Raw genomic sequence first — 12080 nt, forward strand, 5'->3', positions numbered from 1 at the left:
GTCGCGGGGGCAGCGGGAGGTCGGGCATGGGAACAGCCGCACAGACGCTCCGGGCAGCCGCGAATCCGTCGGCCGGAGGCTCCGCGGCCGTGCGGCCGGCACCAGGGGCGGCCGGCCGGGGCCGGTCACGGGAGCGGCCGGGCCAGTCCACGGGAGCGGCCGGGCCAGTCCACGGGAGCGGCCGGGGCCAGTCCACGGGAACAGCCGCGCGAAAGCCCCCGCAGTCACCGATCTGCCGTCGGCCAGCCGCGAGCCGTCAGCCGTCAGCCGTCAGTCAGCCGTCGGCCAGCCGTCAGTCGGCCGCATGACGCGGCGATCAGCCGCCACTCACGCCGCGGTCATCCCCCAACCGTCCCTCACCCATTCCCGGCCCCCCCTGGTCATCCCCCCGTCATCCACCCAGCAGCCTCCGCAGCCAAGCCAACTGCGCCGCCCGGGCCGCCTGCGACAGCGCCGCCTGCGGGGCGAAGCCGTCGAAGCCGTGGAAGCCGCCGGGCCACACATGCAGCTCGGCCGCTCCTCCCGCATGCCAGAGCCGGGAGGCGTAGGCGACGACCTCGTCCCGGAAGGTCTCTGCGGAACCCACGTCGAGGAAGGCCGGCGGCAGACCGGACAGGTCCTCGGCGCGGGCCGGTGCCGCGTAGGCGGGCACGTCCGGGCCGCCGCGCGCCTCGCCCAGCAGGGCACCCCAGCCGGTCTCGTTCGCCGTCCGGTCCCACACGCCGAGGCCCGCCATCTGGTGGCTGGAGACGGTGTCGTTGCGGTCGTCCAGCATCGGGCACATCAGCAGCTGGCCGATCGGCCGCGGGCCCTTGCGGTCCCGGGTGAGCAGGGCCAGCGCCGCGGACAGACCGCCGCCCGCGCTCGCGCCCGCTATGACGATGCGCTCGGGGTCACCGCCGATCTCCGCCGCGTGCTCGGCCGTCCAGACGAGACCGGCGTACACGTCCTCGACCGGCGCCGGATGCGGATGCTCGGGCGCCAGCCGGTACTCGACCGACACCACGACCGCGCCCAGCTCCTTCGCCCAGGCCAGCGGGCCGTCCACGCCCACCCGGTTGTTGCCGAGGACCATGCCGCCGCCGTGCACGTGGTACACGACGGGCTGCGGCACGCCCGCCAGCTCCGGAGCGGTGGGCCGGCAGATCAGCAGCGAGATCTCGGGAGCACCCTCGGGCCCCGGCACCGTACGGTCCTCGACCTTGAAATGGCCGTCCATGGTCAGGTCCAGCTCGGCGAGCAGCTGGATGCCCGGGCCCTGGCGTACGGCGTCGATCTCGTCCGGGGTGAAACCGGGCGACAGGAAGTCCTTGATCAGGTCCAGGGCGGCGGCGAGTTCCGGGTCGAAGGGGGGCGGGACGTGGCTCATGTGATCTCCTCACGCGGGGGCGCGGCGGCTCGTTGCGCCATGATTCGCGCACCGGCCGACGCGCGGGGCGCCGCCGTGCGGCGGAACCTGCCCGCCGTTCGGCGGGTGGGCTCCCGCGCTTTCCGGCCACGTCCCAATGTGACCTGCCGTCTTTGCCAGGGCGTGGCCTGATCTTCATCTTCTGTTGGTGGAACGGATTGCGACGGCTGGCAACGCTGTCGATGCCCCCCATGCAACAGGAGCATCAGTGAACGTCTCCCTCACCGTCTGGCTGCTGACCGTCGCAGGCCTGTGCGCGCTGGTCGCCGCGGACTTCTTCATCGGCCGAAAACCCCATGACGTGTCCGTCAGAGAGGCGGGGACCTGGACGGTCGTCTGGATCGTCCTCGCCTGTCTGTTCGGCGTCGGGCTGTTCTTCTTCGGCGGTTCGGGGCCCACCGGTGAGTTCTTCGCCGGATACGTCACCGAGAAGTCGCTGAGCGTGGACAACCTCTTCGTCTTCGTCCTGATCATGGGCAAGTTCGCGGTGCCGTCGCAGTACCAGCAACGCGTGCTGATGGTCGGCGTGATCATGGCCCTGGTGCTGCGCGCGGGCTTCATCGCGGCCGGCGCGGCGATCATCTCCGCGTTCTCGTGGGTGTTCTACCTCTTCGGCGCCTTCCTGATCTGGACCGCGTGGAAGCTGATCCAGGACGCCCGCAAAGAGGGACATGACGAGGAGTACGAGGAGAACAAGCTGCTGAAGGCGGTGGAGAAGCGCTTCGGTGTGGCCGACCGCTACCACGGCACCAAGCTGTGGATCGAGGAGAACGGCAAGCGGGTGATGACCCCGATGCTGGTCGTGATGCTCGCGATCGGCTCCACCGACGTCCTGTTCGCCCTGGACTCGATCCCGGCCATCTACGGGCTGACGCAGGACCCGTACATCGTGTTCACGGCCAACGCGTTCGCGCTGATGGGCCTGCGGCAGCTGTACTTCCTGATCGGCGGCCTGCTCAGGAAGCTGGTCCACCTCAGCTACGGCCTGTCGATCATCCTGGGCTTCATCGGCGTCAAGCTGGTGTTGCACGCGCTGCACGAGTCCGGCGTGCACGTCCCGGAGATCGGCATCCCCTTCTCGCTGGGCTTCATCGTGCTCGTGCTGGTGGTCACCACGCTGACGAGCCTGCGGGCCGCGAAGAAGCAGGAGGCGACCGAGGCCGAGCCCGTGGCCTGAGGGCGCCGCGGTCACGCTTGACTTCGAGAGCGCTTCAAGGCCTAGCGTCACCAGGGTCGGTGAAGGACCGGGTGATCCCGGGGAGCGGAGGCGGACATGCGGGTGGGCGTGCACATCAACCGGTTCGACCACGGCGGGGGCGGCCCGGCGCTCGGCGCCGAACTCGCCGCCACCGGCGCCGCGGCCGAGGAAGCCGGCGTGAGCTGGCTGTCGGTGATGGACCACTACTTCCAGATGGAGTTCAACGGCGGCGCCGAGGCCCCGATGCTGGAGGCGTACACGACGCTGGGCTACCTCGCCGCCCACACCTCCACGGTCCGACTCGGCGCCCTGGTCACCGGGGTGACCTACCGCCACCCCGGCCTGCTCGCCAAGATCGTCACCTCACTGGACGTCCTGTCCGAGGGCCGGGCCACCCTCGGCATCGGGGCGGCCTGGTACGACCGTGAGCACGAGGGGCTGGGCGTGCCGTTCCCGCCGCTCGCGGAGCGCTTCGAGCGGCTGGAGGAGACCCTGCGGATCTGCCGGCAGATGTGGGACCCGCAGGCGAACGGCCCCTTCGAGGGGAAGCACTACCGGCTGGCCGAGACCCTGTGCGTCCCGGCGCCGGTGAGCAGCCCGCGCCCCGAGATCATGATCGGCGGCGGTGGCGAGCGCAAGACGCTCCGCCTGGTCGCCCGCTACGGCGACGCCTGCAACCTGTTCGCCACCTCGCCGGAAGAGGTCCGGCACAAGCTGGACGTCCTGCGCGGCCACTGCGAGGCCGAGAACCGCGACCCCGACGAGATCCGTAAGACCGTCGCCTACACGGGCGAACCGGCCACCGAGGGCGACCTCGGCGCCTTCACCCGGGACATCGCGGGCTACACCAAGCTCGGCATCGACACGGTGATCCTGGCGCCGCGCATCGGGGAGCCGGCCGAGTGGATCGAGCGCTTCGTGGCCCCGGCCGTTCAGCGGCTGGCCGAGCTGGACTGAGCCGCGGCCGGGCGGCTGCGGGAGACGATCCGCGTGCCCCGGCCGTCGACGACCCGGACCTGAAGCGAACCGCAGCCGCACCGGGTCCACACCGTGGTGCCCGCCGCCGTGCAGTGCCGGGACACCACCTGGAAGGGCTCGGCGCCGTCGGGCCAACCGCAGTGCGGGCAGACGGCGCCGGTCGTGCTGGTCATGGGAACTCCTTCGTACCAAGGGCTGGTGGGCCGTCGCGACACAGCCAGGGTGCGTCGGAGTCTTCGTGCACGTCCAGGTTGACTTTCCGAATCCCACCTTGAAGCGTGGGCTTCATGATTGATCTGCGCCGGCTCCATGTCCTGCGGGCGGTGGCGCACTACGGCACGGTCACCGCCGCTGCCGGTGCGCTGCACTTCACGCCCTCCGCCGCCTCCCAGCAGATCCGTCAGCTCGCCCGCGAGCTGGGCGTCGATCTCCTCGAACCGCAGGGGCGCGGGGTACGGCTCACCCCGGCCGCCGAGAGCCTGCTCGCGCACGCCGACGCCATCCAGGCCCGCTGGGAACAGGCCGAACTCGATCTCCGCGCCGACCGCGGCGAACCTGCCGGGCCGCTGCGGGTGAGCGGTTTCCCGGTGGCCATCTCGGTGCTGCTGGCCCCGATGGCGGTCCGGCTGCGCGAGCGGCATCCGCGGCTGGTCGTCCGCATCCAGGAGGCGCCGGTGCCGGAGAGCTTCGACCTGCTCTTCGAGGGAGAGACCGATCTGGCGATCGTGGAGGCGACCCCGCACAACCCGCCGCTCGGCGACGCGCGCTTCGATCAGCAGCCGTTGCTGGACGACCCCTTCGACCTGGTCGTCCCCGAGGACCATCCGCTCGCCGGGCGCGCCCGCGTCGAGCTCGCCGAGGCGGCGCACGAGGACTGGATCGCCCCGGTGCCGGAGAGCCCCTGTCGTCCGCATGTGCTGTCGGCCTGCGGTGAGGCCGGGTTCACGCCGGACGTGGTCCATCACGCCCTGGACTGGAACGTCACCGCCCACCTGGTCGCCAACGGCCTCGGCGTCGCGCTGATCCCACGGCTGGCCCATCTCACCCCGCACCTGCCGATCGCGCGGGTGCACTGCACGGGCAACCCGCACCGCAAGCTGCTCACCTGCACCCGCCGGGGCGGCCGGACCCGTCCCGCGGTGGTCGCCGCGCTGGCGGAGCTGCGGGAGCTGGCGCCGACGGCGGTGGCGTGACGTACAACCACACGCAGCAGAGGGCCGGAGCCCTGTACGGGTTCCGGCCCTCTTCCGCGTAACAGCCCCCGTGCGAGGTCCAGGACGCGTCAGGCGGCGGCCACCTCGCCCGCGTGGCCGTGCAGACGGGCGACCACCTCGGTGAGCTGCGCGGCGACCTCGGCGTCGTCGGACGGGTGGGTCTCGGCGAAGCGGGTCAGGGAGCCGGGGATGGAGAGCTTGAGGTCCTCGATCACCTTGCCGCCGGCGATGCCCACGGCCTTGCGGGCCTCGTCCTGCGCCCAGACGCCGCCGTACTGGCCGAAGGCGGTGCCGACCACCGCGACGGGCTTGCCGCCGAAGGCGCTGGCGCCGTACGGGCGCGACAGCCAGTCGATCGCGTTCTTCAGGACGGCCGGGATGGTGCCGTTGTACTCGGGCGAGAAGAGCAGGAAGGCGTCGGCGGCGGCAGCGGCCTCGCGCAGCTTGGCGGCGGCGGCCGGGACGCTGCCCTCGACGTCGACGTCCTCGTTGTAGAAGGGGATGTCCGCCAGGCCCTCGAACAGCACCACGTCGGCGCCCTCGGGAGCGTGCTTGACGGCCGCCTCGGCGAGCTGGCGGTTGGTCGAACCGGCGCGGAGGCTGCCGACGAGCGCGAGAATACGAACAGACATACGAAACTCCAGGGTGCTGAAACACTGCCGTTACGATCCGGACCGGGGTCCGTTTAACTTTCTAGCATCCTAACCGGACCGCGGTCCAGTTTTCTTCCCGATGCTTTACGCTGTTTTCATGTCCGCCGTTCTGCCGCCCTTCCCGCAGTCCCAGGAGCCCGTCCCGCAGCCCGAGTTGCTCCAGGTCGGCCCTCTCGAGGAGGAGCCCTGCCTGCGCGCCGACGCCGCACGCAACCGGGCCCGGCTGCTGGAAGCGGCCGCCCGGCTGGTGGCGGAGCACGGCGCGGCCGGCGTGACGATGGAGGCGGTGGCCGCCGCGGCGAAGGTCGGCAAGGGCACGGTTTTCAGACGCTTCGGCGACCGCACCGGCCTGCTGACCGCGCTGCTCGACCACTCCGAGAAGAAGTTCCAGGCCGCCTTCCTCAGCGGCCCGCCGCCGCTGGGCCCCGGGGCGCCCCCCGCCGAGCGGCTGCGGGCGTTCGGCTGCGCCCTGCTGCGCCGCTCGGCCGGCGAACTCGACCTGCAACTGGCGGCCGAACCGAGCCCGGAACGCCGGTTCTCCGTCCCGGCCCGCCGCGTCCAGCGCAGCCATGTCGCCATGCTGCTGCGGCAGGCGGTTCCGGACACCGACACCGAGCTCGTCGCCCACACCCTCATGGGCTGTCTCAGCCCCGTCCTGGTCCATCACCTCACCGTGCAGTGCGGGATGCCGATGGAGCGCCTGGAGGCCGGCTGGTGCGACCTCGTCGACCGGGTGACGGCCCCCGCAGCCCTGCAGCCGCGCTGACCATCGCTTTGGTCGCGAAGTTCCCCCACCCGAAAGCACCGCGCACAGGTTCTGCAAAGATGCGGTACGTCATGGTGCAGATACCGAAAACGCCCGCGCCCGCGTCGCCCGTACCGCGCTCTGTGCCCACGAGCGCCGATGTGGCCCGCCTGGCCGGCGTGTCGCGCGCGACCGTCTCCTACGTCCTCAACAACACCAGCGCCGTCCGGATCAGCGAGCCCACCCGCCGCCGCGTCCACGAGGCCGCGAAGGAACTCGGGTACGTGCCGCACGCGGCAGCCCGCAGCCTGCGCGCCGGGCACAGCCGGATGGTCCTGATGCCCGCGCCCACCTTCCCGGTCGGCCCGCTCTACAGCCAGTTCATCAGCGAACTCCAGTGGGCCCTGGGCCGCCTCGAGTACACGGTCGTGCAGTTCGGCACCGTCGGCCTGCGCGGCGCCGAGGCCGCCCGCGCCTGGGCCGAGCTGCGTCCCGTCGCCGTCCTGGTGCCCGGCTCCGGCCTCGGCTCCAAGGACGTCACGGTGCTCAAGTGCTCCGGCGCCCGGGCCGTGGTCACCCTCGGCCCCGAGGCCGTCGAGGGCGCCCACGCCCTGCTCATGGATCACGAGGCCGTCGGCCACTGCGCCGGAACCCATCTGTACGCCCGCGGCCGGCGCCGCATCGGCGTCGTCGTCCCCGAGGAACCCGGCCTGGACGCCTTCTCCATGCCCCGCCTGGAAGGCGTACGACGGGCCCTGCACGGCACCGAGGCCACCGTCACCGACCTGCCCCTCGCCTACGAGGAGGCCGCCGCCGCACGGCTCGCGGCCCGCTGGCGCGAGCTCGGCCTGGACGCAGTGTTCGCCTACAACGACGAGTACGCGATGCTGCTGATGCGCGCCCTGCAGGACGAGGGCGTCGGCATCCCGCAGGAGACGGCGGTGATCGGCGCCGACGACCTGATGCTCGGACGGCTGCTGCGGCCCAGACTGAGTACCGTGCACATCGAGCTGCCGTCCGGCCGCGATCTGGCCGACCTGGTCGACCGCGCGGTGCGCAACCCCGGCGCCGCGCCCGAGACGCACACGGTGCTGGGAGCCTCGGTGGTGCACCGCGACTCCACCTGACCCCCAGGGAGGCGGCCCATGCGCACGACGGTCGGCATCATCGGCGGCGGCCCCGCCGGACTGCTCCTGGCCCGTCTGCTGCACCGGGCGGGCATCGACTGCGCGGTCCTGGAGAGCAGGACACGGGAGTACGTCGAACAACGCCAGCGCGCCGGAATGCTGGAACAGGGCACGGTCGACGCGCTGCGCGAGGCGGGCGCCGCCGGCCGTCTCGACGCCGAGGGGCTGGTGCACCACGGCATCGAGCTGCGGTTCGCGGGCGAGCGCCACCGCATCGACTTCCCGGCCCTCACCGGCGGCCGTACCGTCACGATCTATGCCCAGACCGAGATCGTGAAGGATCTCATCGCGCTCCAACTGGCTGACGGGCCACCGCTGTTGTTCGAGGCGGAGGCGCTGGCGGTCGAGAAGCCGGAGAGTGAGCGGCCCGTCGTCCGCTTCCGGCACGAGGGCCGCGAACGGACGCTCAGCTGCGACTGGGTGGTCGGCTGCGACGGCTCCCACGGCGTCGCCCGCGGCGCCTTCCCCACGGAGACGAGCCGGACGTACGCCCATGACTACCCGTACTCCTGGCTGGGGATCCTCGCCGACGTCCCGCCGTCCTGCGACGAGTTGATCTACGCCCGCGGTGAACGCGGCTTCGCCCTGCACAGCATGCGTTCCGCGTCGGTCTCCCGCCTCTATCTCCAGGTCCCGAACGGGACCGATCCGGGCGACTGGCCCGACGAGCGCATCTGGGACGAACTCGCCGCCCGCTTCGCGATCGACGCCGACTGGACCCTGGACCGCGGCCCGATCACCGCCAAGTCCGTGACGCCAATGCGCAGTTACGTCCACGAGCCGATGCGCCACGGACGGCTGCTGCTCGCGGGGGACGCCGCCCACATCGTCCCGCCGACCGGGGCCAAGGGCCTCAACCTCGCGGTGTCCGACGTCCGCGTCCTGGCTCGCGCCTTCACGGAGCTGCACCGCACGGGGTCCGCGCGACTCCTCGACAGCTATTCGGAGTCGTGCCTGGCCCGCGTGTGGCAGGCGACCCGATTCTCGTACGACATGACTAGGATGTTGCACGCTCAACCAAACGGGGATGCGTTCGACCAGCGGATGCAGCTCGCGCGGCTGCGCCGGATCACCGCATCCCGCCACGCGGCGGCCGAACTGGCCGCGAACTACTCGGGACTTCCGCTCGCCCTGTGAGTCCCGCCGGTGACCGAACGGAGAGCCGTCATGCCGTTGCTCGACCCCAAGACCTGGCAGTCCCGCACCCTGTCGGGACCTGAACACGCCGTCACCGAACCCGCCACCGGCGACACACTCGGCACCGTCACCCTCGCCACCGCCGAGGACGTCGGGACCGCCGCCGAGGCCGCCCGCACCGCCCAGGCGGAGTGGGCCCGCGTACCCCACTTCGTCCGCGCGGGCGTCCTGCGCAAGGCCGGCGACCTGTTCGCCGCGCACGCCGACGAACTGCGCGAATGGCTGGTCCGCGAGTCCGGGTCCATCCCCGGCAAGGCCGACTTCGAACTGCACGTCGCCGCCCAGGAGTGCTACGAGGCCGCAGCCCTCGCCTCCCGCCCGGCCGGCCAGGTGCTGCCCAGCGAGGCGGCCCGGCTGTCCTACACGCGGCGCGTCCCGGTCGGCGTCGTGGGCGTGATCTCGCCCTTCAACGCCCCGCTGATCCTCTCCATCCGCTCGGTCGCCCCGGCGCTCGCGCTGGGCAACGCGGTCGTCCTGAAGCCGGACCCGCGTACCGCGGTCTGCGGCGGGCTGTCACTCGCCGCGGTCTTCGCCGAGGCGGGCCTGCCGGAGGGACTGTTCCACGTCCTGCCGGGCGGCCCGGACGCAGGCCAGGCCCTGGTCGCCGACCCGCGGGTACCGGTCATCTCCTTCACCGGCTCCACCGCGGCCGGCCGGGCCGTCGGCGAGGCCGCCGGACGCCACCTCAAGCGCGCGCACCTGGAACTCGGCGGCAACTCCGCCCTGATCGTCCTGGAGGACGCCGACCTCGACGCCGTGATCTCCACGGCCGCCTGGGGCTCCTTCTTCCACCAGGGCCAGATCTGCATGACCACCGGCCGCCACCTGGTGCACGAGTCGCTGTACGGCGAGTACGTCGAGCGGCTGGCCGCGAAGGCCGACTCACTCGCCGTCGGCGACCCGCACCGCGGTCAGGTCCATCTCGGCCCGATCATCGACTCCGGCCAGCTCACCAAGATCCACCAACTGGTCGAGGCGAGCACCGCCCAGGGCGCCAAGCTGGCCGCGGGCGGCACGCACGAGGAACTCTTCTACCGGCCGACGGTCCTCGCCGACGTCGACGACCGCACGCCCGCGTACGCGGAGGAGGTGTTCGGCCCGGTCGCGCCGGTACGGTCCTTCGGTACGCCCGAGGAGGCGGCAGCCCTGGCCGCGACCGGCCCGTACGGCCTCTCGCTCGGCATCGTCACCCGGGACGCCGCCCGCGGACTGGACCTCGCCGAGCGGATCCCGACCGGCATCGTCCACATCAACGACCAGACCGTGAACGACGAGGCCGTCGCCCCGTTCGGCGGCGTCGCCGCATCCGGCACCGGCGCCCGCTTCGGCGGCGAGGCCAACCTGGAGGCCTTCACCGACGTGCGCTGGACGACGGTGCGCGCGGACGTGGCGCCGTACCCCTTCTAAGCAATCAGTACGTCCAAGTGCCTTCGTACGGCGGGTTACTGGCCGTTCTGCTCGGTCTGTGCCTGCTGATCCGCGACGGCCTTGCGGACCTCGTCCATGTCCAGCTTGCGGGCCTGCCCGATGACGTCCGTCAGGGCGGCCTCGGGCAGGGCGCCCGGCTGGGCGAACACGGCGACCTGGTCACGCACGATCATCAGTGTCGGGATCGACTGGATGCCGAAGGCCGAGGCCAGCTCCGGCTGCGCCTCGGTGTCCACCTTGCCGAACACCAGGTCCGGGTTCTCCTCGGCGGCCTTCTCGTAGACCGGCGCGAACTGACGGCACGGACCGCACCAGGCCGCCCAGAAGTCGATCAGGACGAACTCGTTGTCCGTGACCGTCTGGTCGAAGTTCTCCTTGGTGAGCTCCACGGTGCTGCTCATGGCGTGATCCCTCTTCCTGGTGTGGGGGCGAAGCCGCTGGCACAACACGGCGGCCCTGGTACATATTCCGCGCACTTACCCATGTGGCCTCCGCGCACACCACCCACCAGACTGACCCCATGACGGAAACGGAATCCATCGCGTACGACGTCGTGGTGCTCGGTGCCGGGCCCGTGGGGGAGAACGTCGCCGACCGCACCCGTGCGGCCGGCCTCTCCACCGCGGTCGTGGAGAGCGAGCTGGTCGGCGGCGAATGCTCGTACTGGGCGTGCATGCCCAGCAAGGCCCTGCTGCGCCCGGTCATCGCCCGCGCCGACGCCCGCCGCACACCCGGACTGAGCCAGGCGGTGCAGGGCCCCCTCGACACGGCGGCGGTCCTGGCGCACCGCGACTACTACACCTCCCACTGGCAGGACGACGGCCAGGTCGGATGGCTCGACAGCATCGGCGCCGACCTCTACCGCGGACACGGCCGCCTCACCGGACCGCGCACGGTCACGGTCACCGGCCCCGAAGGCGAGCGGCACGTGCTGACCGCCCGGCACGCCGTGACCGTCTCCACCGGCACCCACGCCGTCCTGCCCGACCTGCCCGGTCTCGCGGAGGTCAAGCCCTGGACGAGCCGCGAGGCCACCAGCGCCAAGGCGGCGCCCGGCCGGCTGGTCGTCGTCGGCGGGGGAGTGGTCGCCACCGAGATGGCCACCGTCTGGCAGGCCCTCGGCTCGCAGGTCACCGTCCTCGTCCGCGGCAAGGGCCTGCTCAACCGCATGGAGCCGTTCGCCGGCGAACTGGTCGCCGAAGCCCTCGTCGAGGCCGGCGCCGACGTGCGCACCGGCACCTCCGTCGAGTCGGTCACCCGCGAGAACGGCACGGTCGTGGTCGTCACCAACACCGGTGACCGCATCGAGGCCGACGAGATCCTCTTCGCCACCGGACGCGCCCCGCGCACCGACGACATCGGCCTGGACACCATCGGTCTGGAGCCCGGCTCCTGGCTTGAGGTCGACGACAGCCTGCGCGTCACCGGCAGCAAGTGGCTGTACGCCGTGGGCGACGTGAACCACCGCGCCCTCCTCACCCATCAGGGCAAGTACCAGGCCCGGATCGCGGGCGCCGCCATCGCCGCCCGCGCCTCCGGCACCCCGATCCTGGAGTCCGACCCCTGGGGCGCCCACGCGGCGACCGCCGACCACGCGGCCGTCCCGCAGGTCGTCTTCACCGACCCCGAGGCGGCTGCCGTAGGGCTCTCACTGGCGGAGGCCGAACAGGCCGGCCACCGTGTCCGCGCGGTCGACTACGACCTCGCCTCCGTCTCCGGAGCGGGCCTGTACGCCGACGGCTACAAGGGACGCGCCCGCATGGTCGTCGACCTCGAACGCGAGATCCTGCTCGGCGTCACGTTCGTCGGTCCCGGCGTCGGCGAACTGATCCACTCGGCGACGATCGCGGTCGCGGGACAGGTGCCGATCAGCAGGCTGTGGCACGCGGTGCCGTCCTATCCGACGATCAGCGAGGTGTGGCTGCGACTGCTGGAGGCGTACCGGGACAACTAGGGCCTGTCCGGCGGATCATGCCGCAGACGCGGGGCAGCAGCGACATCAGCCGCTCCGCGGCGGGCGCCGATCTGCGGCGTTGTCGTCGGTTGCCGATTCCCCCACTCTCGACTTCGCT

Annotated in this window: 12 protein-coding genes; 8 read left to right on the plus strand and 4 right to left on the minus strand. The window is 71.9% G+C overall.

The window, feature by feature from the left end; all coding sequences use genetic code 11:
- Positions 1 to 391: 391 nt before the first annotated feature.
- Positions 392 to 1369 (minus strand): alpha/beta hydrolase, encoded by a 978-nt coding sequence (locus AC5P09_RS48705; protein ID WP_493880103.1) that lies wholly within the window; start codon positions 1367 to 1369, stop codon positions 392 to 394.
- A 247-nt stretch (positions 1370 to 1616) separates the two neighbouring features.
- Here AC5P09_RS48705 and AC5P09_RS48710 point away from each other — a divergent pair, with 247 nt between their 5' ends.
- Complete coding sequence (locus AC5P09_RS48710) at positions 1617 to 2585, plus strand: TerC/Alx family metal homeostasis membrane protein (RefSeq protein ID WP_493880104.1); 969 nt, start codon at positions 1617 to 1619, stop codon at positions 2583 to 2585.
- 96 nt (positions 2586 to 2681) lie between these two features.
- Complete coding sequence (locus tag AC5P09_RS48715) at positions 2682 to 3563, plus strand: LLM class F420-dependent oxidoreductase (RefSeq protein WP_493880105.1); 882 nt, start codon at positions 2682 to 2684, stop codon at positions 3561 to 3563.
- Here the strand turns inward: AC5P09_RS48715 and AC5P09_RS48720 are convergent.
- Entirely contained in the window at positions 3539 to 3757 is a 219-nt protein-coding gene (locus tag AC5P09_RS48720; protein ID WP_307678869.1) for a hypothetical protein, read from the minus strand. The two genes, AC5P09_RS48715 and AC5P09_RS48720, sit on opposite strands and share 25 nt — an antisense overlap.
- A 114-nt stretch (positions 3758 to 3871) precedes the next feature.
- On the opposite strand from AC5P09_RS48720, the gene AC5P09_RS48725 reads away from it, so the two are divergent.
- Positions 3872 to 4777: a LysR family transcriptional regulator gene (locus tag AC5P09_RS48725; protein ID WP_493880106.1), complete on the plus strand. Its 906-nt coding sequence runs from the start codon at positions 3872 to 3874 to the stop codon at positions 4775 to 4777.
- Positions 4778 to 4866: 89 nt separating this feature from the next.
- On the opposite strand, the gene AC5P09_RS48730 is transcribed toward AC5P09_RS48725, so the two are convergent.
- Complete coding sequence (locus AC5P09_RS48730; RefSeq protein WP_493880107.1) at positions 4867 to 5430, minus strand: NAD(P)H-dependent oxidoreductase; 564 nt, start codon at positions 5428 to 5430, stop codon at positions 4867 to 4869.
- Positions 5431 to 5548: 118 nt separating this feature from the next.
- Between AC5P09_RS48730 and AC5P09_RS48735 the strand changes: the two genes are divergently transcribed.
- From AC5P09_RS48735 to AC5P09_RS48750, 4 genes are all read left to right on the plus strand, one after another.
- Complete coding sequence (locus AC5P09_RS48735) at positions 5549 to 6217, plus strand: TetR/AcrR family transcriptional regulator (RefSeq protein ID WP_493880108.1); 669 nt, start codon at positions 5549 to 5551, stop codon at positions 6215 to 6217.
- 71 nt (positions 6218 to 6288) lie between these two features.
- On the plus strand, positions 6289 to 7323 hold the full coding sequence (locus AC5P09_RS48740; RefSeq protein ID WP_493880109.1) for a LacI family DNA-binding transcriptional regulator: 1035 nt from the start codon (positions 6289 to 6291) through the stop codon (positions 7321 to 7323).
- An 18-nt stretch (positions 7324 to 7341) separates the two neighbouring features.
- Entirely contained in the window at positions 7342 to 8520 is a 1179-nt protein-coding gene (locus AC5P09_RS48745) for a 4-hydroxybenzoate 3-monooxygenase (RefSeq protein ID WP_493880110.1), read from the plus strand.
- 30 nt (positions 8521 to 8550) lie between these two features.
- Positions 8551 to 9987, plus strand: coding sequence for a benzaldehyde dehydrogenase (locus AC5P09_RS48750; protein ID WP_493880111.1), 1437 nt, complete (start codon positions 8551 to 8553; stop codon positions 9985 to 9987).
- Between the two features lie 35 nt (positions 9988 to 10022).
- On the opposite strand, the gene trxA is transcribed toward AC5P09_RS48750, so the two are convergent.
- On the minus strand, positions 10023 to 10409 hold the full coding sequence (gene trxA / locus AC5P09_RS48755; protein ID WP_493880112.1) for a thioredoxin: 387 nt from the start codon (positions 10407 to 10409) through the stop codon (positions 10023 to 10025).
- Between the two features lie 119 nt (positions 10410 to 10528).
- On the opposite strand from trxA, the gene AC5P09_RS48760 reads away from it, so the two are divergent.
- Positions 10529 to 11962 carry a dihydrolipoyl dehydrogenase family protein gene (locus tag AC5P09_RS48760; RefSeq protein WP_493880113.1) on the plus strand — a complete coding sequence of 478 codons (1434 nt, stop codon included), beginning with the start codon at positions 10529 to 10531 and terminating at the stop codon, positions 11960 to 11962.
- Positions 11963 to 12080: the final 118 nt, after the last annotated feature.

Source organism: Streptomyces sp. a15, from assembly GCF_059026085.1.

Coding starts and splice junctions, on each gene's coding strand:
- AC5P09_RS48705 (WP_493880103.1), bottom strand. CDS start 1,369: ATGAGCCACGTCCCGCCCCCCTTCGACCCGGAACTCGCCGCCGCCCTG.
- AC5P09_RS48715 (WP_493880105.1), top strand. CDS start 2,682: ATGCGGGTGGGCGTGCACATCAACCGGTTCGACCACGGCGGGGGCGGC.
- AC5P09_RS48720 (WP_307678869.1), bottom strand. CDS start 3,757: ATGACCAGCACGACCGGCGCCGTCTGCCCGCACTGCGGTTGGCCCGAC.
- AC5P09_RS48725 (WP_493880106.1), top strand. CDS start 3,872: ATGATTGATCTGCGCCGGCTCCATGTCCTGCGGGCGGTGGCGCACTAC.
- AC5P09_RS48730 (WP_493880107.1), bottom strand. CDS start 5,430: ATGTCTGTTCGTATTCTCGCGCTCGTCGGCAGCCTCCGCGCCGGTTCG.
- AC5P09_RS48735 (WP_493880108.1), top strand. CDS start 5,549: ATGTCCGCCGTTCTGCCGCCCTTCCCGCAGTCCCAGGAGCCCGTCCCG.
- AC5P09_RS48740 (WP_493880109.1), top strand. CDS start 6,289: ATGGTGCAGATACCGAAAACGCCCGCGCCCGCGTCGCCCGTACCGCGC.
- AC5P09_RS48745 (WP_493880110.1), top strand. CDS start 7,342: ATGCGCACGACGGTCGGCATCATCGGCGGCGGCCCCGCCGGACTGCTC.
- AC5P09_RS48750 (WP_493880111.1), top strand. CDS start 8,551: ATGCCGTTGCTCGACCCCAAGACCTGGCAGTCCCGCACCCTGTCGGGA.
- trxA (WP_493880112.1), bottom strand. CDS start 10,409: ATGAGCAGCACCGTGGAGCTCACCAAGGAGAACTTCGACCAGACGGTC.
- AC5P09_RS48760 (WP_493880113.1), top strand. CDS start 10,529: ATGACGGAAACGGAATCCATCGCGTACGACGTCGTGGTGCTCGGTGCC.